Origin of the sequence: Actinomadura litoris (genome assembly GCF_009733595.1) — a bacterium.
GTDB classification, from domain to species: Bacteria; Actinomycetota; Actinomycetes; order Streptosporangiales; family Streptosporangiaceae; genus Spirillospora; species Spirillospora litoris.
In genome coordinates, this window is the sequence record NZ_WOFH01000005.1 from 212,665 (window position 1) to 236,373 (window position 23,709).

Genomic DNA, 23,709 nt, shown 5'->3' on the forward strand with positions numbered 1-23,709 from the left:
GGGCAACATCGATCGACGATCGCGCGTCCGTTCTGTCCCCATCGTGACAACCTGCGCCATGTCTGGCGCGTCAACTACAGGTAACTAGTCCGTTCCGGCGGTATGGCCCCGGTGGGCTATATCGAGAATGGGCCCATCGGGGACTGTTGAATCGTCCCTCGCTTCCGTAAGTTCTTCCCCACGGCTTTCGTTTGGCGGCCTGACGTCCGCGCCCGTCTGGCCAAGGAGCGCAAATCGACACAGACCCTAGGGGAGTGGGGCCAAGATGTGGATCACGGATTGGACCGCCCGCGCCGCCTGCCGTAACGCGGATCCGGACGCCCTGTTCGTGCAGGGCGCCGCGCAGAACCGAGCCAAGCTCATCTGCCGCGGCTGCCCAGTGCGCACGGAGTGTCTAGCCGATGCCCTCGACAACCGGATCGAGTTCGGCGTCTGGGGCGGGATGACCGAGCGGGAGCGCCGAGCGCTGCTGCGTCGGCGGCCGGACGTGAAATCGTGGCGCGAGTTGCTGGAGACGGCCAAGGACGAGTACGAGCGATCAGTGGACATCGAGGAGCAGGAACTCGTCGCCAGCTGACCCTTTTGGGTGGTTGATCCGTTCGGGTGGTTGACTCGTTCGGATGGTCGGCTTGGTGAGTCGGTCCGTCGTGAGTCGGTTCGGTTCGTCCGGGTGATCGCTGGTAGCCGGGTGGCGGGAGGTGGCCCGTCCGGCGGAAGGTCTCTGGGCTGGGCAAGGTCTTCAGGCAAGGGCTTAAGAAGCAAGCGCGGCTGCGGGCCTGCACCGTTTGTTGGGTGCGGGCCCGCTGCTGCGTGCGTTCAGGCCGCCTCATGCTGCTCGCTGTCGTTCCCGCGCCACGTTGAGTGATCATCGGTCGGGTTGGCGGGAGGGCTTCGTTGGTGTTGGTGCTTGGTCGAGGCTCGGCCGAGGTGGCAGAGCTCCGGACTTCTAATCCGTAGGTTGTGCGTGAGGGCATCCCTGCACGCTGCGGCGATCGCGAGCCGAACCGTGGTTGGCGCGCCCGCATGAACATCAGCGGCGCCCGCGAAGTGGCGCCGGCTGATCAGCGTCGCGGGGTGTATATCCGCAGGTCAGTGCTCTGTTTGGTGGGTCGGTCGAGCGTGTTGCTGGACGGTCGTCCGCCGCGATCCCCGCCTCGATGCTGTTTCGGAGTCCCCGCCTTCCCGCACGCCTGGCGGCGGTGGTCCGCCGGTTCCGGCCCAGTGACACCGGACTTCGTCGCAGAGGGTTATCCACAGAACGTCGTTCGACTTACCTTGTCCGGCTGGAGGGCGGACGATGGTGCTGGTCAGACGATGAGAGGGGGAGGTTGCGATGCGACGCGTGTCATGCGGCGGTCGGGGTGGTCGGGGCGGCTAGGTCTTCGCCGACCCTGCGCAGGCCGTCGAGGTCGTGAACGTCCTCGGCCTGTGCCGGGACGGCGGTGACCGGGACGTTCGGGTGCGTGGACGCGAAATGGTCGCGGAGGCGTTCCTCCCGGGCCGCCAACTGCATGCGGTCGGTGTGCAGGCGTAGCAGGGCGGCGGTCAGCCGGTGTTCGCCGCGTTCCTCCAGTGTCTCGGCGGCGGCCTGGCTGCGGGCCGCGGACGGGCTGCCGTCCGCGGACTCGTGGACGCGGTTGACGACGAGCCCGGCGAGCGGCATGCGCTCCTCGGCGAGGCGTTCCACGAAGTAGGAGGCCTCCCGGAGCGCGTCCGGCTCGGGGGCGGCCACCACGAGGAACGCGGTGCCGGGGGTCTGGAGCAGCCTGAACGTCTTCTCGGCGCGCTCGCGGAAACCGCCGAACATCGTGTCGAAGGCGGCGACGAAGGTCTGCACGTCGCGGAGCAGTTGGACGCCGAGCACCTTGTTGATCACGCCGGTGAACATGCCGAAGCCCGCGCTGAGGACCTTCACGCCGAAGCGGCCGCCGGTCTTGGCGGGGGCGGCGAGGATCTTCATGAAGCGGCCGTCGAGGAAGCGGCCCATCCGCTCGGGCGCGTCCAGGAAGTCCAGGGCGTTCCGCGACGGCGGGGTGTCGACGACGATCAGGTCCCAGGCGCCGGAGCGGTGGAGCTGGCCGAGCTTCTCCATCGCCATGTACTCCTGCGTGCCGGACAGACTGGAGGAGAGCGACTGGTAGAAGGGGTTCGCGAGGATCTGCTTGGCCCGGTCAGGGTCGGCGTGGGCTTCGACGATCTCGTCGAAGGTGCGCTTCATGTCGAGCATCATGGCGTGCAGCTCGCCGTCGCCGTCGATCTCGATCTTGCGCGGATTGTTGTCCAGCTCGGACAGGCCCATCGACTGCGCGAGCCGGCGGGCCGGGTCCACGGTGAGGACGACCACGTCGCGTCCCCGCTCGGCGGCCCGGACACCGAGGGCCGCGGCGGTGGTGGTCTTGCCCACGCCACCGGAACCGCAGCACACGATGATCTTCGTGCGCGGATCGTCGAGCAGCGCGTCGATGTTCAGCGCGGGCGGGTTCTTGCCGGTCGAGCTCATCGGTTCGTCTCCCGCGTTCGTGACCCGGCTCCGGTGGAGGGCATCTTTCCGAGCCTCCCGCCAGGCACTCCTGAAGCGCCGCTATGAACAGCGTGGGTCATGAGGGTCGGGACGCGCAGCGCTGGAGCGGCCGGCCTCAGGAACGCCGGACGGGAGGGTGTGCTGGGTGGTGCTGTCGCGGTCGGTCGCGGGGACGCCGGACGGGAGGGTGTGCCGGGTGGTGCTGTCGCGGTCGGCGCGAAGGGATCGGTGCGGGTCCTGCGCGGCCCGGCTCGTGCTATGCGCGGTTCGAGGCCGGCGTGTGGGAGGCGAGGGGTGGTGTGGGACGCGAAGGGTCTGATTCCAGGGGAAGGAGTTGGTTTTGCGGGGGGTACCGGAGTGGGGAGCTGTTCGGGGGTCATGCGGCGCCTTGGGCGCGGAGGGCGGCGGCCAGGTCGTAGAGGCCGGCCAGGTCCATGCCGTCCGTGAGGAGGGGCAGGGTGTAGCGGGGGCGGTCGATCGACTCCAGGCGCTCCTTCTCGCGGCGCTGGAGGGCGGTGCGGCGGGCGTGCTCGACCGCCTCGGCGGCCAGGACGGCGGCGATCGGTTCGGCGTCGTGTTCGAGGCCCGCGGCCTTGACGCCGCGCAGGATCTCGTCGGCGTCGAGGGTGCCGGCGGCGGCCGCGGCGAGGTCTTCTTCGGAGAGGACGGGGGGATGTTCCATATTGATGATCACGCCGCCGATGGGCAGGCCGACCTCGGTGAGGTCGTGGATGCCGTCCATCGCCTCCTGGACGGGCATCTCCTCCAGGAGCGTGACGAAGTGCACGGCCGTCTCGGGGCTGCGGAGCACCTTCATCACGGTGTCCGCGTGGTTGCGGACGGGGCCCATCTTGGCGAGCCCGGACACCTCGTCGTTGACGTTCAGGAACTTCGTGATGCGTCCCGTGGGCGGGGCGTCCATGACGACGGCGTCGTAGATGAAGGAGCCGTCCTTCTTCTTTCGGCGGACGGACTCGCTGGTCTTGCCGGTGAGGATCACGTCGCGCAGGCCGGGGGCGATGGTCGTGACGAAGTCGACGATGCCGAGCTTGGTCATCGCCTTCCCGGCGCGCTTGAGGCTGTAGAACATCTCCAGGTATTCCAGGAGCGCCTCTTCGGTGTCGACGGCGAGCGCGTAGACGTCCCCGCCGTCCGGGGCGACGGCGACCCGCCGTTCCCCGTACGGGAGGGGCGGGCAGTCGAAGAGCTGGGCGATGCCCTGGCGGCCCTCGACCTCGACCAGCAGGACCTTGCCCCCGCCTGCGGCAAGGGCCAGGGCGAGTGCGGCGGCGACCGTGGTCTTGCCGGTGCCGCCCTTGCCGGTGACCACGTGCAGGCGCACGCCGTCCCAGTCGGTGTCTCTCGCGCTCACCTGTACGACCATATCGTTCACTCGGCAAGGACTTTAGGGGGCGTCCTTCCGGATGCAAGTGATCCCTGACACGGTGCGCGCGGCCGTTGTTTCGAGCGTGTCCGCGAGGTTAGCTGGAACTGTGGGCCCGGCTTTTGGGCCGGGCCCGTCTGGGCTCTCTGGGCTCAGGCTCTCTGTACAGAGAGGTGCCCGTGATGGAAGCGGTAGCCCTGGTCATCTTGCTCGTCGTGGTCGTGGGCGGGTTGCTCACGCTGGCGTCGTCGCTCCGGGTCGTCCAGCAGTTCGAGCACGGGATCGTGTTCCGGTTCGGACAGGTGCAGCGGGGCGGACAGTTGCGTCCGGGGGCGGTCCGCACCCCCGGACTGACGGTGATCATCCCGATCGCCGAGCGCATGCAGAAGGTCAACCAGCAGACGATCACGCTGGGAGTGCCCGCCCAGGAGGGCATCACCCAGGACAACGTGAGCGTCCGCGTCGACGCCGTCGTGTACTTCCGGGTGGTCGACCCGGTGAAGGCGATCGTCAACGTCCAGAACTACGGATACGCGGTGTCGCAGGTGGCGCAGACGTCGCTGCGGTCCGTCATCGGCCAGGCCGACATGCAGGAGCTCCTCGGCGAGCGCGAGAAGATCAACCTGCGGCTGCGCGGGATCATCGACGAGATCACCCAGGACCCGTGGGGCCTGCTGATCGAGCGGGTCGAGATCAAGGACGTGTCGCTGCCCGAGGGCATGAAGCGGTCGATGGCGCGACAGGCGGAGGCGGAGCGCGAACGGCGGGCCCGGATCATCACCGCGGACGGCGAGTTCCAGGCGTCCAAGCGCCTCGCGGCGGCCGCGGAGATCATGTCGCAGGACCCCGCGGCCCTCCAGTTGCGGCTGCTGCAAACGGTCGTGGAGGTGTCCGCCGAGAAGAACAGCACGCTGGTCATGCCGCTGCCCGTCGAGATCCTGCGCTTCTTCGACCGCGCGGTCGGCGGCGCCGGGTCCGGGGCCTCTGGGTCCGAAGAGAGCGGCGGGGACAAGCTGGGGCTCGGTGAGCGGCTCGCCAAGGCGGAGGAGGAACTGGCCAAGGCGGCGGAGAAGCCGTCCACGCTGGAGTCGACCGACGAGGTTCCGCCCGTCATCGGGCTGGACGAGCCCAAGCACAAGTCGCAGCACGGGATCGGCTCGCCCGAGCAGACGCCTGAGGTCCCCGGACCATCCGCCGACCAGCCGCGCGGCATCTCCGGCGGCGAGGGGGAGGACCGGCAGAGCTGAGCCGGGGCGAGCCCGGCTGGCCGACGGGCGCCTGGTTCGGGCGGCCGTCGGCCGGGTCGGCTTGCTCGGCGAGAGCTGGTGAGTCCTGCTGGCTGGGCGGTTGGTCGACGGGGGTGCCAGCCTCGGGATTGGCGTGGCTTCGGTTCGCTGGGCCCATCCTTGGCTGCTCGCTTGTTCCACTGAGGTGTCGTGAGCAGGGTCGGGCGGGGCGAGAGCTGCTGAAGGCGCTCGTTGGCGTGGCGGGGCTGGGTCGTGTTGCTGGACGTGTGCGGGTTTCGCGGGTTGGGGTTGGTGGTGGCGGAGGTGGCGTGTCGTGTGGCCGCTTGGCGGCGTGGGCTGGTTTGGGGGGCTGGTGCATGGAGGGCGGTCAGGGGGCTGGGGCGTGTGGGTTTCTCGGGCTGGGCTTGGTGGTGGCGGAGCAGGTGTGCCGCGTGACCGCGTGACCGCGTGACCGTGTGGGCTGGCTGGGGTCGGCGCATGGAGGGGCGGTCAGGGGGCCGGGGCTGGGTTGTGGGAGGTTCGGGCTGGGGCTGGGGCTGGGGCTGGGGCTGGGGCGTGTGGGGTTTGGGCTGGGGTTGGTTGGGTTGGGGGTGGGGTGGTTGGCATTTGGAGGTTGCGGACGCTGGGGACCGCGATCGTTCCCAGGCAGCTCACGGCGACCAGGCAGGCGGCGATCATGAGGGGTGTGGACGAGCCCCAGGCCGACGCCGCCCACGGGGCCAGGGCGTAGGCGACGGGTGCGGCGGCGAGCGAGAGCAGCCAGTCGTAGGACGTCACGCGGGCCAGCGCCTGTTGCGGGACGGTCAGCTGGACGACGGTCTCCCACAGCGGGTTGAGGAGGCCCAGCCCGATGAGGGCCAGGCCGTACGTGCCGATGACGAGGGGCGCCGGTGCGGCGACGGCCAGCAGGGCGAGGGGGACCGCGAACACCGCGAGCCCCGCGTTCGCGACGAGCACGGGGCGGCGCGGGTGGACCCTGGTGGCCAGGAGGGCGCCCATGACCAGGCCGACCGCGCCGACCTGGACGGTCGCGATCCAGGCCCCCTCGCCGCCGAGCCGCTCCACCGCGAGTGCGGGCCCGAGGGTGAGCAGGACGGCGGACGCCCCGTTCCAGACGGAATGCGCGATCAGGCTCGTCCAGTACCAGTCGCGGGAGCGGACCTCCGACCAGCCCTCGGCCAGGTCCGCGCGGAGCGAGCGGTGCGGGATCGGCACGTGCCGGACGCGGGTCGCCGCGAGGAGGGCGCCGCTGAGGGCGAACGAGGCGGAGTCGAGGACGAACGTCCAGCCGGGGCCGATCGTCAGCACGAACGTCCCGGCCAGGGCGGGGCCGATCAGGCGGGTGGCGCCGTTCGTCGTGCCCAGCACGGAGTTGGCCTTGTGCAGACCGGGCGCCTCCACGGTGCCGGCGACCAGGGGCGAGATGGTCGGCGCCTGGAAGGCCGAGGCCGTCCCGCCGATCACCTGTGCGAGGGCGAGGTGCCACAGTTCCGCCCGCCCGCTGAGCAGTTCGAGGCCGGCGAAGAGCTGGGCGGCGCATCCGACCAGGTCCGTGACGAGCGCGACGGTGCGGGCGTTGAAGCGGTCGGCGACGACGCCGCCGATCGGCAGCAGGAGCAGGCGGGGCACCATCGCGCAGCCCAGGACGAGCGCGAGCGCGGACGTGGAGCCGGTCGTCCGCAGGACGGCCAGCGCGAGCGCCGCCGGAACCGCCGCGTCCCCCGTCATGGACAGGGTGCGCGCGGCGAAGAGCAGGCGGAAGTCGCGGCCGTGGAGGGGATGAGCCATGGCGGACAATGTAATTCGTCAAAGAATTATTCGCCAGCGAATTATTCGACACCGACGGTATGCGGGGAGGGCGCGGGGCCTACGATCCGTGCATGGGGCACAGAGAGGACTCGCGCCGGCACCCCGGGGGCGACGAGCCAGGCGGGGACGTGCGGGATCGGACGGACGCCCATGTGGAGCGATGGATGCCGATCATGCTCGACCTCGACCCGGACATCGAGGGTGCCGTCACCCGCATGGTGTTCTTCGTCGAGCACCTCAAGCGCATCCGTGAGAGGTCGCTGAGCGAGTACGGGCTCCAGCGGCACGAGTACGACACGCTGCACGCGCTCGCCGGGCGGCACGGCCGGGCCGCGCCCTCGGAACTCGCCGCCGACCTCGGGATGGCACCCAACTCGATCACCGGACGGCTGGACGCGCTGGAGCGCCGCGGCTTCGTCCGCCGGAAGCCGTCCGCCACCGACCGCCGCCGCGTCGTCGTGGAGCTCACCGAGGAGGGGCGGGCCACCTGGCGCGGGGCGATCGGCGGTGTCGGGCATGAGGAGGAGCGCACGCTCAACGCGCTGGACGCGGAGGAGCGGCGGACCCTTTCCGACCTCCTGCGCCGCATCATGATCCGGGCCGAGCGGGGCTGAGCGGGGACGTCGGCGGACGCGGCGGCTCGGCGGGCTCGGGAAGGGCGGGCGCCGTCAGGGGACCAGGACGAGGCGGCCGCGCAAGGGGGCGCCCGACTCCAGCCGGACGTGGGCCTCGACCGCTTCCGCCAAGGGGAGCGTGGCGGCGACGCGGGTGGTGAGGCGGCCCGCGTCCACGAGGGCGGTGAGCTGCGCGAGTTGGGCGGCGTCCGCGCGGATCCACACGTTGTGGACGCGGATCCCGCGCAACGGCAACGGGACGGCAGGGCCTCCGTTCACGGCGACGAAGGTCCCGCCGCGCCGGACGGTGTCCAGGGCGGCGGCCGCCAGGAGCGCCGCGTCCACCGCGCCGTCGACGCCTCCGGGAACCAGGGCGCGGACGGCGTCGCCGAGGTGTGCGCCGCGCGGGACGAACAGCTCGGCGCCCAGGTCGCGCACCAGGGTCTCGTCGTCCGCCGACGCGGTGGCCACGACGCGCAGCCCGCGCTCGGCGGCGAGTTCGACCGCGTAGCCGCCGACCGCGCCCGCCGCGCCGGTGACCAGCAGCGTGCCGCCGGGCGGGAGGTCCAGCAGGTCAAGGGCCTGGAGCGCGGTGAGACCGTTCAGCGGGAGCGTCGCCGCGTGGACGTCGTCGATGGTGCGCGGCGCGCGGGTCACGGCGTCCACGTCCAGGACGACGGCGTCGGCATAGGTGCCGAGGGGGGCGTCGAGGCGGTCCTGGAGCCCGATGACCCGGTCGCCCGGCGTGAGGCGGGTGACGCCGGTGCCGACCGCGTCCACGACCCCGGCGACGTCCCAGCCGATGCCGACGGGGCGGTCGGCGCTGGATCCGGCCATCAGCCCGGCGTCCGCGAGGGCGCCCGAGCGGGTCGCCGCGTCCACCGGGTTGACCGCGGCGGCCGCCACCCGGACCCGCACCTGGCCCGGCCCGGGGGCGGGTTCTTCCACGTCCGCGGCCGTCAGGGCCTCGGGACCGCCGGGTGCGGTCACGGTGAATGCGCGCATGCCAGTGCTCCTGTGTCAGCGGGGATCTGCGTGCGGCCCACTCTCACCGGAACATCACCGGACGGGAAGGAGTTACCGCCAAGTGCGTTCAGCACCCGGAGGTGAGTCCAGCCCATGACCACGATGACGGCGGCGCGGCGCCGGCAGGAGGCGAAGGCGGAGTTCGACGCCTACATGGACGAGTGTCCGACGCACCGCCTGCGCGGCATCATCGGCAACAAATGGAGCTCGATGATCCTGCTGCGGCTGGAGGACGGACCGCGCAGGTACGCCGATCTGGGCCGCGCCCTGCCCGGTGTGAGCGCGAAGATGCTCACGCAGACACTCCGCTCACTCGAACGGGACGGATTCGTGGCGCGGAGCGTGACACCGACCGTGCCGGTCCAGGTGGAGTACACGCTCACGGTTCTGGGCGAACGGCTGATCCCGCTACTGGACGCGGTCCGGCAATGGGCGGACCGCCATATGGGCGAAGTGGACGAGGCGCGCGCGCACTACGACGCGACGCGCACGTAAGGCCGGCTTCTCAAAGCACTTCCAGACGGTGGGTTCGGGACGGTCGGGGACGGGCCGATCGCTAGGGTGATGGCCATGAAGAAGTGGGAGTACGCGACCGTTCCGCTGCTGGTTCACGCGACCAAGCAGATCCTCGACAACTGGGGCCAGGACGGGTGGGAACTCGTCACCGTCCTGCCGGGACCGAACCCGGAGAACCTCGTGGCGTACTTCAAGCGCGAAGTCCAGTCCTGACGCCGACCGCGCGGCGCCGTCGACGAGTCGCGAATCGGGCGGCGCCGGGCGGCGAGGGCTGTGCGAAGCTTGATCGGTGCGTGGGCCGCCCGGCCCGTCGCCGCTGGGGAGGGGAGTGGCCATGAGTACGCCCGAGGAGCGGATCAGCGAGCTCGGACTGGAGATCCCGGAGGTCGCCGCGCCGCTCGCGTCCTACGTCCCGACGGCCCGGACGGGCTCGCTCGTCTACACCGCCGGGCAGCTTCCCCTCGTCAAGGGCGAACTGGCCGTCGTCGGCAAGGTGGGCGCCGGGGTGACCGAGGAGCAGGCGGTCGAGCAGGCCCGGATCTGCGCGCTGAACGCGATCGCGGCGCTCAGGGCCGAGGTCGGCGAGCTGTCCAGGATCGCGCGGATCGTGAAGGTCGTCGGCTTCGTCGCCAGCGACCCCGGCTTCCACGGCCAGCCGAAGGTGGTCAACGGGGCGAGCGAGCTGTTCGGCGAGGTGTTCGGGGAGGCGGGCCGGCACGCGCGCAGCGCCGTGGGCGTCTCCGTCCTGCCGCGCGACGCGGCGGTCGAGGTCGAGGTCATCGCCGAGGTCCGCTGACCGGGTGATCGTCCGGCTTGACGGGAAGACCTGCGGTATGTCCGAATGGCGGGCCATGAGGATCTTGCGGTGCCCGGCCGCGGCCGGTCGGCGATGAGGGGCCGGCGGCTGCCCCGGGAGTTGTGGACGAGGGCCGAGGACGTCCTGTCCGGACGGGTCGAGCCGGCCCCCGCGCGGCCCGCGGCGACGGTCGCCGTGATCCGCGATCACGACGAGCACGGCCTCCAGGTGTTCCTGCTGCGGCGCGTCCGGTCGATGGCGTTCGCGCCGGGCGCCTACGTGTTCCCCGGCGGGGCGGTCGACCCGCGGGACGGGGAGGCGTCGCTCGCCTGGTCCGGCCCGTCGCCCGCCGCGTGGGGGGCGGCGTTCGACGCCGACGAGACGCTCGCCCGCGAGCTGGTCTGCGCGGCCGTCCGGGAGACGTTCGAGGAGAGCCTCGTCCTGCTCGCGGGCCCGAGCGCCGAGACGGTCGTGGGCGACACCCGCGGGGACGACTGGGAGGCCGATCGCCAGGCGCTGCTGGATCGTTCCCAGTCGCTGGCGGGCTTCCTCGACCGGCGCGGTCTGGTCCTGCGGTCGGACCTGCTCCGGCCGTGGGCGCACTGGATCACTCCGGCGGTGGAGCCGAAGCGCTACGACACGCGGTTCTTCGTCGCCGCGATCCCCGCCGGGCAGCGCGCCGGGGACGTCAGCACCGAGGCCGACCGGGTCGCCTGGGTGCGCCCGGCGGAGGCGGCCGAGCGCGGCCGCACGGGCGAGTGGCTGATGCTGCCGCCGACCGTGGCGACGCTGTCGGAACTGGCCGCGTTCGAGACGGTCGCGGACGTCCTGGCCGCGCCCCGCGAGATCATCGCCTACGAGCCCGAGGCGGAGATCGTCGACGGTGAGGTGTACCTCGTCCTGCCCAGGGACATCGAGCGCTACTACGCCGCGCGATGACGCGCCGGAGCGGTGGAGGCCGGTCCGGCGGGCCGATCGGGTCTCGGGCAGTATGGGGTGGATGAGCGAGATCGACGGGATGGGGACGGAACGGGCGAGGTGCGTACTCGCGCCGAATCCGTCCGCGATGACCTTGGACGGCACGAACACCTGGATCCTCGCCGAACCCGGTGTCGGCGAGGTCGTGGTCATCGACCCGGGGCCCGAGGACGAGCGGCACCTGCGCCGCGTCCTGGCCGAGGCGACGGCCCAGGAACGGCGGGTGGCCCTCGTCCTGCTGACCCACGGCCACGCGGACCACTCGGAGGGCGCGGCGACGTTCGCCCGGCTCGCCGGTGACGGTGTCAGGGTCCGCGCGTTCGACCCCCGGCACCGCCTCGGCGACGAGGGCCTGGCCGAGGGGGACGTGATCACCACGGGCGGCCTGGAGCTGCGCGTTCTGGAGACGCCCGGCCACACCGACGACTCGGTCACGTTCTGGCTGCCGGCCGACGGCGCGATCATGACCGGCGACACGGTCCTCGGGTCCGGGACGACCGTGCTGGCGGGCAAGCTGGGGGACTACCTCGGTTCGCTGGACCGGCTGCGGGCGTTCGCCGCGGAGGCCGGGGCCGCCGCGATCCTCCCCGGTCACGGGCCGAAGCTGGACGATCCGCTCGCCGTCCTCGACCACTACATCGACCACCGCCGCCAGCGCCTCGCCCAGGTCGAGGCGGCCGTCGCGGCGGGCGCGCGGACCGCCCGCGAGGTCGTCGAACGCGTCTACGCCGACGTCGACAGGTCGCTGTGGCCCGCCGCCGAGTGGTCCGTCGAGTCGCAGCTGGAGTATCTGCGAACGCGCGACTGAACCGCGTCCGGAGACGAGGGGGATTCGCACGACCACGGCTTCGATGGCGTGATCGTGCGGGGGGTGGGGGACGCGGCTACTTGGAGCGCTTGCGGAGCCGGTCGATGTCCAGGATCACCACGGCCCGCGCCTCGATCCGCAGCCAGTTGCGCTGCGCGAAGTCGGCCAGGGCCTTGTTGACCGTCTCGCGGGACGCGCCGACGAGCTGCGCCAGCTCCTCCTGCGTGAGGTCGTGGTGGACGTGCAGCCCGGCCTCCGACGGCTGCCCGAAGCGCTCGGCCAGGTCGAGCAGCGCCTTGGCGACACGCCCGGGGACGTCGGTGAACACCAGGTCGGCCATCACGTCGTTGGTCTTGCGCAACCGCTGGGCCAGGGCGCGCAGCAGCTGGACGGCCACCTCGGGGTGCCCGGTCAGCCACGGCCGGAGATCGTCGTGGCCGAGCCCGGCGAGCCGGCACTCGGTCACCGCGATCGCGCTGGCGGTGCGGGGGCGCGGGTCGAACAGCGACAGCTCGCCGAACATCTCGCTCGGGCCGAGCACGCTCAGCAGGTTCTCCCTGCCGTCCGGCGCCGTCCGGGTCAGCTTGATCTTGCCTTCCAGGACGACGTACAGCCGGTCGCCCGTCTCACCCTCGTTGAACAGCGTCTGACCGCGGGCGAGCCGCACCTCGGTCACGTTGGCGCGCAGCGCCTTGGCGCCCTGCTCGTCGAGGGCCTCGAAGAGCGGGGCTCTGCTCAGAACGTCCACGTCGCGGTCGGTCACGCTTTCTCCTCCTCGAACACCTACATGCATAGTGTGACCTACGTCCCACGGCGGACGTGAAGGTAGGGTCACGGCGCGCCGAAACGCGGGACCGAACAACTACCCTTGCCCTCGTGCCTCGCAACGGTAGTCCCGCCCCCGCGGCGGCGCCCTCCCGGCCCCGCCGGCCCCGGGAAGAGACGCGCCTCGCGCTCGTCCGCCGCGCCCGGCGGATCAACCGCGAGCTCGCCGTGCTCTACCCCGACGCCCACTGTGAGCTGGACTTCACGAATCCACTTGAGCTGTTGGTCGCCACGATCCTGTCCGCCCAGTGTACGGACCGGCGGGTGAATGCCGTCACACCGGCTCTCTTCGCCCGGTACCGGACCGCCGAGGACTACGCCGCCGCCGACCGGGCGGAACTGGAGGGGATGATCCAGTCCACGGGGTTCTTCCGGGCCAAGACGAACAACCTGATGAAGCTCGGGCACGACCTCAGCGAACGGTACGGAGGCGAGGTCCCGGGCAGGCTCAAGGACCTGGTCACGCTGCCCGGCGTCGGGCGCAAGACCGCCAACGTCGTGCTCGGCAACGCCTTCGACGTCCCGGGGATCACCGTCGACACCCACTTCGGCCGCCTCGCCCGCCGCTTCGGCTGGACGGAGGAGACCGACCCGGTGAAGGTCGAGACGGAGATCGGCGAGCTGATCCCCCGCAAGGACTGGACGATGCTGTCGCACCGGCTGATCTGGCACGGCCGCCGGATCTGCCACGCGCGGCGCCCGGCCTGCGGCGCCTGCCCGCTCGCCCGCCTGTGCCCGTCCTTCGGCGAGGGGCCGACCGACGAGGCCACCGCCGCCAAGCTGGTCAAGCCGGGTCCGTTCTCCTGATGCCATCCGCCCCGACGCCGCCTCCCCCGCCGGTGCCCGCGCCCGCGTGGCCGACGTCCGGTCGTCTCATGCCCCGCCCGGACGGCTGGAACGCTCCCCGGCCCGTCCCAAATGCCTCACCGGGAAGGAACGCCACCGTTCCGAGGTTGGGACAGCCGTGACCGAGACCCCACTGACCTGCCCGCCGTGGCTCGACTGCTTCCGCGCGGAGGCGCCGCGCATGCCGGTGCCGCCGTTCTTCGAGCCGTCGCGGCAGGCGCGCGCCGCGGCGGTGCTGATCCTTTTCGGGGAGGGCCCGGAGGGGCCGGACGTCCTGCTCACCGAACGGGCCGCCACCCTCAACAAGCACGCCGGTCAGCCCGCGTTCCCCGGCGGCCGCATCGACCCCGAGGACGACGGGCCGGTCGCGGCGGCGCTGCGGGAGGCGTGGGAGGAGGCGGGGGTCGAGCCGTCCGGCGTGGACGTCCTGTGCTCGCTTCCGGAGCTCTATCTGTCCTACAGCGAGCACAGGGTGACGCCCGTCGCGGCGTGGTGGCGGGAGCCGTCCGAGATCGCGCCGGGCCACCCGGGGGAGGTCGCGACGGTGGCGCGGGTGCCGATCTCCGAGCTGGTCGATCCGGCGAACCGGCTGACGGTCCGGCATCCGTCCGGGATCAAGCTGGGCCCGGCGTTCCGCGTCCGCGGCATGCTCGTGTGGGGGTTCACGGGCGCGCTGCTCAACCAGGTGCTGACGGTCGGCGGCTGGAACCGCCCCTGGGACGAGGAGCACGTCGAGGAGCTTCCGCCGCAGGTCGCGAACCCGCGGGGGCGGCGCTAGCCCGCCTCCGGGCCTCCGCCCAGGGCGCTCGGTGTCCGGCAGGTCAGGCGCGAGTGCCCGTCCGTGAGCGGACGGTGACGTTCCCGCATCGCCCCGGACGGCTACCCGCGGGGCCCCAATCTGGTACGGAGAGGGGACGTGCGGGACACCCGGCGCCCTATACGGTGAAGCGGTGCTGCACGACCACGTTCTCGATCTCATCCTCCTCGTGCTCGTCGTGCTGTTCGGAATCTCGGGCTACCGGCAGGGCTTCATCGTGAGCCTGCTGAGCTTCGTCGGCTTCGTCGGCGGCGCGGTCGCGGGCGTGCTCATCGCGCCGCCGATCGCCGAGTTCACCGTGGACGGCGGGGCGCAGCAGGCACTGCTCGCCATCGTCATCGCCTTCCTGGCCGCGACGTTCGGCCAGCTCGTCGCGTCCTCGCTGGGCGCCGTCCTGCGCAACCGGGTCACGGGCATGAACGCGCGGACCGCGGACGCGGTCGGCGGCACCTTCGTCAGCATGCTGTCGCTGCTGATCGTCGCCGTGTTCTTCGGGAACCTGTTCGCCCACTCGGAGTTCAAGCCGGTCCGGACCCAGGTCAACGGCTCCTCGGTCCTCAACGGCATCAACGACGCGATGCCCCCGCGGGCCCAGGGCTGGGTCTCCTCGTTCAACGGGTTCGTGAAGGACAGCGAGTTCCCGCAGGTCTTCAACGGCCTCGGCGGCGAGTCGGTCGTGCAGGTGCCGCCGCCGGACGACTCGATCCTGAACACCGGCGCGCTGCGCAACGTCCGGCGCAGCATCGTCAAGATCGTCAGCCGGGCGCCGGAGTGCGAGCGGAAGATCGAGGGCACCGGATTCGTGTTCGCGCCCAACCACGTCATGACGAACGCGCACGTCGTCGCCGGTGCGCGCGGCGCCTCGCTCGTCCAGTCGCTGGACGGCTCCAACGAGCACGGGCGGGTCGTCCTCTACAACCCCAAGCGCGACATCGCGATCCTCTACGTCCCCGGCCTGGACGCGCCGGCGGTGAAGTTCGCCGAGTCGGCCAGGGCCCGCGACAACGCGATCATCGCGGGCTTCCCGAAGAACCAGCCGTTCCGGACGGGCGCGGCCCGCATCCGCGCCCGGCAGACCGCGCGCGGCCCGGACATCTACCACAGCGGCCAGGTCAGCCGCGAGATCTACGCCATCCGAGGGAAGGTCGAGCCGGGCAACTCCGGCGGCCCCCTGCTGTCGACGGACGGCCGCGTCTACGGCGTCATCTTCGCCGCCGCCCTGGACACCCCGGCCACCGGCTACGCGCTCACCGCCGAGGAGGTCTCCCCGGACGCGCGCGTCGGCGCGACCCTGACGGCCGCCGTGGACACCCAGGACTGCTCGGACTGACGCTCCTCCCGGATCTAGCGCGGCTTCGTGAGGACCAGGTCCACGGGCCCTTCATCAGGGCGGTCCGCGAGGGAGCGGACCCGCTGGACGACCCCGTCCACGTCTATGCCGTGAGGTGGGTTCGCCGTAAAGGGCTCCAGCCTGTCCGCGGCGCGGCTGAGCAGCGCCTGGGCGCCCTTCAGGTTGCCCCTGCGCAGATGGGTGACGCCCACGGCGACCTGGGCCAGGCCCCGCCACAGCTCCCGCTCGTCCTCCGCCGCGGCCTTCCAGACGGCTTCGAGGACCTCGTGCGCGTGGAACGGACGGTCGTCGTCCAGGAGGCGTTGTGCTTGCACGAGCGCCTCCGCGGGCTCCAGGTGGAGGTCGTCGGGCATCGTGGGGATCCCGCCGACGCCATGGGGCAGCGGACGCCCGTACGCGTCACGCGGCCGCGCGTTGCGCGGCCTCCCCGCCTCGTCCCGGTCCCGCGCCGCCCCGCGCGCCGCCTCGCCTTGCCCGTTCGCGCGTTCCGCCTCGTCCCGCATGCCTCCACGGTACGCACGGGACGCGGCGGTCAGCGGTCGGGCTCCGGGTCGGCCAGCCAGCCGAGGAGTTGGGAGTCGAACGCGCGAGGACGTTCCTCATGCGGGAAGTGCCCGGCGCCCTCGATGAGCTTCCATCTGTAGGGGGCCGTGACGTAGCGCCCGGAACCCTGGGCGCTGCCGGGGAGGGTGCACGTGTCCAGGGCCCCGTGCAGTTGGAGGGTGGGCACCTGGATGGGCGTGCGCATGCGGTGCGCGTACCGGATGCCGTCCGGACGCGGCTGGGAGCGGATCAGCCAGCGGTGGTATTCGAGCGCGCAGTGCGCCGTCCCCGGGATCTGCACGGCGCGCCGGACGAGCCGCTCGGTGCGCTCGTCCGGCCAGCCGGGCCCGGACCAGTCGTGCAGAAGGTGCCCCACCAGGGCCGCGTCGTCGCGCAGGAGGCGCCGCTCGGGCCACATGGGGACCTGGAAGCCGAACGTGTGCCGCGCCGCCCACCCCTGGCCGCGCGGGTCGCCCCGGACGGCCTGCCGCAGGCGCAGCGGATGCGGGGCGCCCACCACCGCCAGGCGCTGGACGACCTTCGGGTGGTAGACGGCCATCGTCCAGGCCAGCAGCCCGCCCCAGTCGTGCCCGACCACGATCGCGCCGGCCTCGCCCAGGGCGCGGACGAGCCCGGCCGCGTCCCCGGCCAGGGTGACGAGGTCGTAGCCGCGCGGCGGTTTGTCACTGCCCCCGTAGCCGCGCAGGTCCGCCGCGACCGCGCGGAAGCCCGCCGCGGCGAGCGAGACCAGCTGGTTGTGCCACGACCACCAGAACTCCGGGAAGCCGTGCAGCAGCAGCACGAGCGGCCCCTCGCCCATCTCGACGACGTGGAACCGCGTCCCGCCCGCGCTGACCGCCCGGTGGGCCCACGGTCCGTCCACCTCGACGAGCGACGCGTCGTGCCCGGCCATGGCGTGGCTCAGTCCTTGAGCGCGGGGGTGTCGCCGGGATCGCCGCGGTGCCGCAGCATGCTCAGGTCGTCCTTCAGCGTCCGGCGCGTCCGCTTCGCCCCGTCGATCTTGCGGATGCGCAGGTAGCCGATGCCGATCAGGACGGCGGCGAGCAGCAGGTACACGCCCGAGACGATCAGGAACGCCGCCCAGTGCCAGATGCCGAGCGCGACCAGGCCGTAGGCCGCCGCGATCGACAGCAGGATGACGATCAGCCCCCCGATCAGCGCGGCGATGCTGAACATCACGCTACCGAGCGCGGCCTTCTTGGCGTCGGCCTTCAACTCCAGCTTGGCCAGGTCCATCTCCGCCCTGACCAGGTTGGAGATGTTGCTGGACGCCAGTGCGACCAGCTCGCCGAGGGATTTGTCCTCGACGCGCTCGCCCGGCAGTGCCTCGGACATATCGCTGTTCTCCTCTCAGAGCCCCCCGGCTTCCCGGCTGGTCCAAGCCTGTCAGCCGGACGGCTCGTCCGGCCACCCGATGTCACCACGTCAGTCCAGGCGCGCGCGCTGCCGCACCCTCCTGCGGAAGACGACGGTGGCGGCCGCCGAGGCGAGGACGCTCGCGATCAGGACCGCAGTCGTCACTCTCTCGAATTGTGACGGGTCGGTGTAGGCCAAACCGCCGATCAGCAGGGAAACGGTGAAACCCACCCCGGCGAGCATCGCGACTCCCGCGATCTCACGCCAGTGCAGATCCCCTCCGAGCGTCGCCAGGCCGAGCCGCACGGCCGCCCAGGCTCCGCCGAGGACACCCACGAACTTACCGATCACCAGCCCCGCGATCACCCCGAGGGCCACCCGGTCGGTGAACACCGCGCCCAGGGAGGACGCGCTGAGCGTCACCCCGGCCGACAGGAACGCGAACAGGGGGACGCACACACCGGCGGAGAACGGCCGCAGGGCGTGGTCGGCGCGCTCGGCGTTCGTGGGCCGCTCGTCGGGCGTCTCCTTGGGGCTGGTCAACATCCCCAGGGCCACACCGGCCACCGTGGCGTGGACCCCGCTCCGCTGGACGCAGTACCAGGCGACCACGGCCAGCGGCACATAGACCCATGGCGAACGCACGCCCCTGGACTGCGAGACCCCGTAGGCGGCTATCAGCAGCACCGCGAGGGCCAGGGGGATCCACTCCAAGGAGTCGGTGTAGAAGAGCGCGATGATGGTGATGGCGATCAGGTCGTCCACCACGGCGAGCGTCAGCAGGAAAGCGCGCAGGGGCGCCGGGCAGGACGAGAACGTTACCGCGAGCACGGCGAGCGCGAACGCGATGTCGGTGGCGGTCGGCACCGCCCAGCCCTTCGCCGCCCCCGGTTCGCCCGCGCTCACGGCCAGGAAGATCACCGCCGGCACCACCACCCCGGCGGTCGCCGCGATCACCGGCAGCGCCGCGTCCCGGGCGTGCCGCAGCTCGCCGTGCGTCAGCTCCTCGCGCAGCTCAAGCCCGGCGATGAAGAAGAACACCGCCAGCAGCGCGCTGGACGCCCAGTGCTGCACGTCCATGTGCCCTATGTGCAGCCAGCCCGGACTGATCTCGTACTGCTGCAAGTCGGTGTAGGACTCCCCCCACGGGGTGTTCGCCCAGACGAGCGCCGCCACGGCCGCGAACAGCATGATGACGCCGCCGACCGTCTCCATCCGGAGCGCCTTCGCGACCTGCCTGCTGTAGCGGACGGTGGGGCGGAACGGCCAGCTGGCGGCGACACGGCTGGGCGTGGACCGGCGAGACGTGGAGTGTCGCGGCGCGGACTGGCGCGGCATGGGCAAACCCCCGAGAAGTCGACGAACGGCCTGATCGGGGCCGACCCCCGTCCATGACGGGCACGACCCCCTGCCGACCAGACTTCCCGGCGCTCCTCTGCGCACCTTACCCACAACATCCGAGCTCACGCCCCACACGCCCACGCGGCGACGCGGTCGAGCGGCTGCGGTTGCCGGTGTGCATGCGAAGGCCCGCGAGCAGGACGGGGCGTATGGGCCGTCCTGGACGCGGGCCATCGTGTGCAAGGGCGTTCGGCATGCACGGCATGCACGGCATGCCGAACGGCCGGCGGATGCGGGCCGGGCCGTCCGCGTGGGCGTGCGGGTCAGTCCTCCGACTTGGCGCTGGGGAGTTTCTCGGAGATGAGGTCCATCACGGTGCTGTCGGCCAGCGTGGAGACGTCCCCGATGCTGCGGTTCTCGGCGACGTCACGCAGCAGCCGGCGCATGATCTTGCCGGAGCGGGTCTTGGGCAGCTCCGGGACGATCATGATCTGGCGGGGCTTGGCGATCGGGCCGAGCGTCTTGGAGACGTGGTCGCGCAGCTCCTTGAGGAAGTCCTCGCCCTCGACGTCGCCCGCGCTGCCGCGCGGGATGACGAAGGCGACGATGGCCTGCCCGGTCACCGGGTCGGTCGCGCCGACGACGGCCGCCTCGGCGACCTTCGGGTGCGAGACCAGCGCCGACTCCACCTCCGTCGTGGAGATGTTGTGGCCGGACACCAGCATGACGTCGTCGACCCGGCCGAGCAGCCACAGGTCGCCGTCCTCGTCCTTCTTGGCGCCGTCACCGGCGAAGTACAGGCCCTCGAAGCGCGACCAGTACGTCTTGACGTAGCGCTCGTCGTCGCCCCAGATGGTGCGGAGCATGGACGGCCACGGCTCCTTGACCACCAGGAACCCGCCGCCGCCGTTCGGGACGGGCTCGCCCTGGTCGTCGACCACGTCCGCCGCGATGCCCGGCAGCGGACGCATCGCCGCGCCCGGCTTGCCCTCCGTGACGCCCGGCAGCGGGCTGATCATGATGCCGCCGGTCTCGGTCTGCCACCAGGTGTCCACGACCGGGGTCCTGCCCGCGCCGATGTGCTCCCGGTACCAGACGTAGGCCTCGGGGTTGATCGGCTCGCCGACGCTCCCGAGCACGCGCAGGGACGACAGGTCGAACTGCGCGGGGATGTCGTCGCCCCACTTCATGAACGTGCGGATCGCCGTGGGCGCCGTGTAGAAGATGGAGACCTTGTACTTCTGGATGATCTCCCACCAGCGGCCCTGGTGCGGCGTGTTGGGCGTGCCCTCGTACATGACGCTGGTGGCGCCGTTGGCGAGCGGCCCGTACACGATGTAGGAGTGCCCGGTCACCCAGCCGATGTCGGCCGAACACCAGTACACGTCGGTTTCCGGCTTCAGGTCGAACACCGCGTGGTGCGTGTAGGCGACCTGGGTCAGGTAGCCGCCGGTGGTGTGCAGGATCCCCTTGGGCTTACCCGTCGTTCCGGACGTGTAGAGGATGTACAGGGGGTGCTCGGAGTCCATGGGCTCGGCGGTGTGCTCGTCGCTCTGCCGGTCGACCACGTCGTCCCACCAGAGGTCGCGCTCGTTCTGCGCGACCTCCTGGCCGGTGCGGCGCACCACGATCACGTTCCCCACGGACGGGGTCTGCTCGACGGCCTCGTCCACGGTCGGCTTGAGCGCGGACGCCTGGCCGCGCCGGTACCCGCCGTCCGCCGTGATGACGAGCTTGGCCTGCGCGTCGTCGATGCGGGTGCGCAGCGCGTCCGCCGAGAAGCCGCCGAACACCACCGAGTGCGTGGCGCCGATGCGCGCGCACGCGAGCATCGAGATCGGCAGCTCCGGGATCATCGGCAGGTAGATCGCGACCCGGTCGCCCTTGGCGACGCCGAGCTCCAGCAGCGCGTTCGCGGCCTTGTTCACCTCGCGCTGCAACTCGGCGTAGGTGAGCGTGCGGCTGTCGCCCGGCTCGCCCTCCCAGTGGAAGGCCACCTTCGCGCCCTTCCCGGCCTCCACATGCCGGTCCACGCAGTTGTAGGCGACGTTCAGCTCGCCGCCCACGAACCACTTGGCGAACGGCGGGTTGCTCCAGTCCAGGACGTCGTCCCAGCGCTTGGACCATGTCAGCCGTTCCGCCTGCCGGGCCCAGAAGCCCAGGCGATCCTCGGCCGCCTCGTCATACGCCTCGGCCTTGACGTTCGCCGACTCGGCGAGCTCGGCCGGGGGTGCGAAGCGCCGCGTCTCCTGAAGGAGGTTCGACAGTGTCTCTTGGCTCTGGCTCAACGCATACTCCTCGCTAGCTGAAACGACGGTCGCCCGGTGTGCCCACTTCACCAGGGAAGGTCCCGCCCACACAAGGCCGCTTCCCACGTGTTGAGCACCAATTCCCACGTATTGAGCACGTAAGGCGCCTTGCGCGCCCGCCTCCGGACGGATGCCCTGTGATGCCCGACACAGCGGCCGTGCCCCCGCACGCGAAACGGGAACCGCGCTGTTCAGCGTACGACGGCGACCAACTAGGGTCGGGCCGTGACCGATGCCTCTGGACGCCGAGCGCCCGCCGTATCCGGACGCGACGCGTCCGGGGCGTCCGCGCGGGACGCCTTCGCGGACGTGGCGAACCTGCCCGGCGTGGCCGACGCCGTCGCCGAGGCGCGCACGGCGGTGGACCGCCTGCTCGGCCATCGCGTCCTGCGACGACGCAGCGCGGAGGTCTCCACCGAGTCCGCGCTGCGCGGGGCCAGGGCGTCGGCCGCCCTTGAAGGCGCTTCCGTCGGTTTGGACGAGCTCCGCACTGGAGAACACCCGTCCGACCCCGTCGTGCAGGGTGCCCTGCGGGTATCGGCGGAGCTCGGACCGCTGACTGAGACGTGGCGGCAGGCGCCACGGCAGGTTCTCGCGCGGCTGCACGTCCTCGCCGCAGCGGACGTCGTCGAGAACACCGATCTCGGACGCCCGCGCATGGACGGTCGTCCTGTGCGGGACGTCCTCGGCCTAGGCGAGCCTCCGCCCGCCTCCGAGGTGGCGGCACGGCTGGACGTGCTCAGCGGGCTGCTCACCCAGCCCACGAACGCCCCTGCGCTCGTGGTCGCGGCCATCGTGCACGGCGAGATCCTGACGCTGCGTCCGTTCGGCTGGGGGGACGGCGTCGTCGCCCGCGCCGCGCAGCGTCTCACCCTCGTCGCCCGGGGTCTCGACCCGAAATCGCTCACCGCGCCTGAGGTCGGGCATGCGGAACTCGCCGACGACTACGCCCAGGCCATCCGCGCATACGCGTCGGGCACGTCCGAGGGCGTCGTGGAGTGGATCGCCCACTGCGCGGCCGCCACGTCCGCCGCAGCGCGCGACTCCCAGGCGATATGCGAGGCGTACCAGCGGGGCTGATGTCCGCCTGAAGGGACGCTTGTCGGTGGGAGACGTCATGGTGGTCCCATGGCCGATCGCATGCACGGGCGTCCCGCGGCGCCCACCGACACGACCGTCTCGTCCGCGGACTGGGACTCCCGGGACCTGACGGGCGAACAGCACGAACGCGTCCTGTTCGTGGATGTGGACATGACCGAGGCCAGCGGCGTGGGGGCGGCCTTCACTGACTGCACGTTCCGGGGCGTCCGGTTCAACGCGTCCACCCACACCGACTCGGCGTTCGTGAACTGCACGTTCGTCCGGTGCCGCTTCTTCGACACGACGTTCACCGGCTGCAAGCTCGTGGGCAGCATGTTCGACGGCTGCACCTACGACCTGCTCAAGGTGCGGGGCGGCGACTGGTCGTTCACCGGCCTCCCGGGCGCCGATCTGCGACGCGCGTCGTTCACCGACGTCCGCATGCGGGAGGCCGACCTCACCGGCGCGCGCTGCGAGGGCGCCACGATCCGGGGCGTCGACCTGTCGGGCTCGTGGCTGCACAAGGCCCACCTGTCCCGCTGCGACCTGCGCGGAAGCGACCTGTCCGCCGTCGACCCGCGCACCGTCGAACTGAGGAACGCGGTGATCGACCCCTACCAGGCGGTCGTGATCGCGACGACGCTCGGCCTGGACGTGCGCGACTGAACCTCGGCCCACAGCGGCAGCACGTAGGCGGGCGGCACGTAGGCGCACAGCGAGCGGCGCCTCTCTACGAGACGCCGCCGCCAGTCACGTCACACCGGGTTACCAAGCGTGCACCTCATGTTCGTCGGAGCGGGTCAAGCCCGTCTCGACGCGCCTCCCGCGGCTGGTCGCGCGTGGGTGCCCGGCTGCCGTGCTCGGACACATGGTCCGTAGCCCTTGTCTACGCCTCGTTTGCCCAGATGACAACCCCCTATTCGCAAAGCGGGCGCGCCATTGGGAACGCCTCCCGCGACGACGTCATCGCAGCCTGCGCCAGGGAACGGGGATGTAACTAACTATTTCGGACTATCTGCGGCTTCAGGAATCGATCACACGCTGTGATCGATTCCTTTCGCGCGCCGATCAGCGAAAGATCTTTAGTTCTCCTGTACGCTCCCACTCCCGTCGCGTTGCGGAAGACGGGGCGGAGACGGCACAGGCGGGCGCCGCTTCCCCGCCCCCGACGGAGGTGGATCGCCCTAGCGGGACGAGAAAAACCGTTAGATCCGGCTCCAGTTTGTGACTCGACGGAACTCGCGGCGATCGGGCAGCATATGTTGTATCCACCTAGACTGGAGACGGCGAGTTTGCCTCTCCTATAGATCGAGCTTGCGCGGCACAACCCGATCTTCCTGAGACTTTCTTGGAAAGACGGGCCGGCTCTACCCCCCCCGGAGCCGGACCGTTACGGCGACCCCCGCTATCCCCCCCGGCGGGGGTCGCCAAGACATGGAGTGCGGCCGGGCGGCACCGCCGCCCGGCCGCCGCCTTGTGGGGGCGGGCGAGGTTATCCACAGTTGGCGCGACCTCTTCCGC

General features: G+C 71.4%; 23 protein-coding genes. 13 read left to right on the plus strand and 10 right to left on the minus strand.

Features of this window, described 5'->3' with window-relative positions:
• The first annotated feature begins 265 nt into the window (after positions 1 to 265).
• Positions 266 to 577 (plus strand): WhiB family transcriptional regulator, encoded by a 312-nt coding sequence (locus tag GNZ18_RS15735; protein ID WP_156217217.1) that lies wholly within the window; start codon positions 266 to 268, stop codon positions 575 to 577.
• Between the two features lie 768 nt (positions 578 to 1,345).
• Here the strand turns inward: GNZ18_RS15735 and bagB are convergent.
• A complete protein-coding gene (gene bagB / locus GNZ18_RS15740; protein ID WP_156217218.1) occupies positions 1,346 to 2,500 on the minus strand; it encodes an ATPase BagB in 1,155 nt (384 codons plus the stop codon).
• Positions 2,501 to 2,897: 397 nt separating this feature from the next.
• Entirely contained in the window at positions 2,898 to 3,893 is a 996-nt protein-coding gene (gene bagA / locus GNZ18_RS15745) for an ATPase BagA (protein ID WP_308165813.1), read from the minus strand.
• Between the two features lie 194 nt (positions 3,894 to 4,087).
• On the opposite strand from bagA, the gene GNZ18_RS15750 reads away from it, so the two are divergent.
• Positions 4,088 to 5,152 (plus strand): slipin family protein, encoded by a 1,065-nt coding sequence (locus GNZ18_RS15750; RefSeq protein ID WP_156217220.1) that lies wholly within the window; start codon positions 4,088 to 4,090, stop codon positions 5,150 to 5,152.
• 489 nt (positions 5,153 to 5,641) lie between these two features.
• Here GNZ18_RS15750 and GNZ18_RS15755 read toward each other — a convergent pair whose 3' ends face one another.
• Positions 5,642 to 6,940, minus strand: a complete 1,299-nt coding sequence (locus GNZ18_RS15755; RefSeq protein ID WP_156217221.1) for an MFS transporter — start codon at positions 6,938 to 6,940, stop codon at positions 5,642 to 5,644.
• 92 nt (positions 6,941 to 7,032) lie between these two features.
• Here GNZ18_RS15755 and GNZ18_RS15760 point away from each other — a divergent pair, with 92 nt between their 5' ends.
• Positions 7,033 to 7,575, plus strand: coding sequence for a MarR family winged helix-turn-helix transcriptional regulator (locus GNZ18_RS15760; RefSeq protein ID WP_156217222.1), 543 nt, complete (start codon positions 7,033 to 7,035; stop codon positions 7,573 to 7,575).
• A gap of 54 nt (positions 7,576 to 7,629) precedes the next feature.
• Here the strand turns inward: GNZ18_RS15760 and GNZ18_RS15765 are convergent, their stop codons facing one another.
• Positions 7,630 to 8,580: an NADP-dependent oxidoreductase gene (locus GNZ18_RS15765; protein ID WP_156217223.1), complete on the minus strand. Its 951-nt coding sequence runs from the start codon at positions 8,578 to 8,580 to the stop codon at positions 7,630 to 7,632.
• A gap of 114 nt (positions 8,581 to 8,694) precedes the next feature.
• On the opposite strand from GNZ18_RS15765, the gene GNZ18_RS15770 reads away from it, so the two are divergent.
• From GNZ18_RS15770 to GNZ18_RS15790, 5 genes are all read left to right on the plus strand, one after another.
• Positions 8,695 to 9,096 carry a winged helix-turn-helix transcriptional regulator gene (locus tag GNZ18_RS15770; RefSeq protein ID WP_156217224.1) on the plus strand — a complete coding sequence of 134 codons (402 nt, stop codon included), beginning with the start codon at positions 8,695 to 8,697 and terminating at the stop codon, positions 9,094 to 9,096.
• Positions 9,097 to 9,171: 75 nt separating this feature from the next.
• Positions 9,172 to 9,330, plus strand: coding sequence for a Sp36 family protein (sp36, locus tag GNZ18_RS15775; RefSeq protein ID WP_021591512.1), 159 nt, complete (start codon positions 9,172 to 9,174; stop codon positions 9,328 to 9,330).
• Between the two features lie 121 nt (positions 9,331 to 9,451).
• Positions 9,452 to 9,913, plus strand: a complete 462-nt coding sequence (locus GNZ18_RS15780; RefSeq protein ID WP_156217225.1) for a RidA family protein — start codon at positions 9,452 to 9,454, stop codon at positions 9,911 to 9,913.
• Positions 9,914 to 10,006: 93 nt separating this feature from the next.
• Complete coding sequence (locus GNZ18_RS15785) at positions 10,007 to 10,852, plus strand: NUDIX hydrolase (RefSeq protein ID WP_156217566.1); 846 nt, start codon at positions 10,007 to 10,009, stop codon at positions 10,850 to 10,852.
• Positions 10,853 to 10,913: 61 nt separating this feature from the next.
• Positions 10,914 to 11,699: an MBL fold metallo-hydrolase gene (locus tag GNZ18_RS15790; protein ID WP_312874549.1), complete on the plus strand. Its 786-nt coding sequence runs from the start codon at positions 10,914 to 10,916 to the stop codon at positions 11,697 to 11,699.
• 76 nt (positions 11,700 to 11,775) lie between these two features.
• Here the strand turns inward: GNZ18_RS15790 and GNZ18_RS15795 are convergent, their stop codons facing one another.
• A complete protein-coding gene (locus GNZ18_RS15795) occupies positions 11,776 to 12,462 on the minus strand; it encodes a Crp/Fnr family transcriptional regulator (protein WP_067450375.1) in 687 nt (228 codons plus the stop codon).
• Between the two features lie 113 nt (positions 12,463 to 12,575).
• Here GNZ18_RS15795 and nth point away from each other — a divergent pair, with 113 nt between their 5' ends.
• The 3 genes from nth (at position 12,576) to GNZ18_RS15810 (ending at position 15,517) form a co-directional block, all read left to right on the plus strand.
• Positions 12,576 to 13,331, plus strand: coding sequence for an endonuclease III (gene nth, locus GNZ18_RS15800; RefSeq protein ID WP_312874550.1), 756 nt, complete (start codon positions 12,576 to 12,578; stop codon positions 13,329 to 13,331).
• Between the two features lie 157 nt (positions 13,332 to 13,488).
• Entirely contained in the window at positions 13,489 to 14,148 is a 660-nt protein-coding gene (locus GNZ18_RS15805) for an NUDIX hydrolase (protein ID WP_374225405.1), read from the plus strand.
• A 172-nt stretch (positions 14,149 to 14,320) separates the two neighbouring features.
• Positions 14,321 to 15,517, plus strand: a complete 1,197-nt coding sequence (locus GNZ18_RS15810; RefSeq protein ID WP_214615578.1) for a MarP family serine protease — start codon at positions 14,321 to 14,323, stop codon at positions 15,515 to 15,517.
• Positions 15,518 to 15,531: 14 nt separating this feature from the next.
• On the opposite strand, the gene GNZ18_RS15815 is transcribed toward GNZ18_RS15810, so the two are convergent.
• The 5 genes from GNZ18_RS15815 to acs form a co-directional block, all read right to left on the minus strand.
• Positions 15,532 to 16,041, minus strand: a complete 510-nt coding sequence (locus GNZ18_RS15815) for a DUF309 domain-containing protein (protein WP_156217228.1) — start codon at positions 16,039 to 16,041, stop codon at positions 15,532 to 15,534.
• A gap of 29 nt (positions 16,042 to 16,070) precedes the next feature.
• On the minus strand, positions 16,071 to 16,994 hold the full coding sequence (locus tag GNZ18_RS15820; RefSeq protein WP_156217229.1) for an alpha/beta fold hydrolase: 924 nt from the start codon (positions 16,992 to 16,994) through the stop codon (positions 16,071 to 16,073).
• Between the two features lie 8 nt (positions 16,995 to 17,002).
• The gene (locus GNZ18_RS15825; RefSeq protein WP_156217230.1) at positions 17,003 to 17,437 is read right to left on the minus strand and encodes a phage holin family protein; all 435 of its coding nucleotides are present in this window, start codon (positions 17,435 to 17,437) and stop codon (positions 17,003 to 17,005) included.
• Between the two features lie 90 nt (positions 17,438 to 17,527).
• Positions 17,528 to 18,673, minus strand: a complete 1,146-nt coding sequence (nhaA, locus tag GNZ18_RS15830; RefSeq protein ID WP_246249884.1) for a Na+/H+ antiporter NhaA — start codon at positions 18,671 to 18,673, stop codon at positions 17,528 to 17,530.
• A 449-nt stretch (positions 18,674 to 19,122) separates the two neighbouring features.
• Complete coding sequence (acs, locus tag GNZ18_RS15835; RefSeq protein WP_156217232.1) at positions 19,123 to 21,087, minus strand: acetate--CoA ligase; 1,965 nt, start codon at positions 21,085 to 21,087, stop codon at positions 19,123 to 19,125.
• A gap of 330 nt (positions 21,088 to 21,417) precedes the next feature.
• On the opposite strand from acs, the gene GNZ18_RS15840 reads away from it, so the two are divergent.
• Together GNZ18_RS15840 and GNZ18_RS15845 are read left to right on the plus strand one after the other, a co-directional pair.
• Entirely contained in the window at positions 21,418 to 22,188 is a 771-nt protein-coding gene (locus GNZ18_RS15840) for a Fic family protein (protein WP_312874586.1), read from the plus strand.
• Positions 22,189 to 22,236: 48 nt separating this feature from the next.
• Positions 22,237 to 22,854 carry a pentapeptide repeat-containing protein gene (locus GNZ18_RS15845; protein ID WP_156217233.1) on the plus strand — a complete coding sequence of 206 codons (618 nt, stop codon included), beginning with the start codon at positions 22,237 to 22,239 and terminating at the stop codon, positions 22,852 to 22,854.
• Positions 22,855 to 23,709 lie beyond the last annotated feature (855 nt).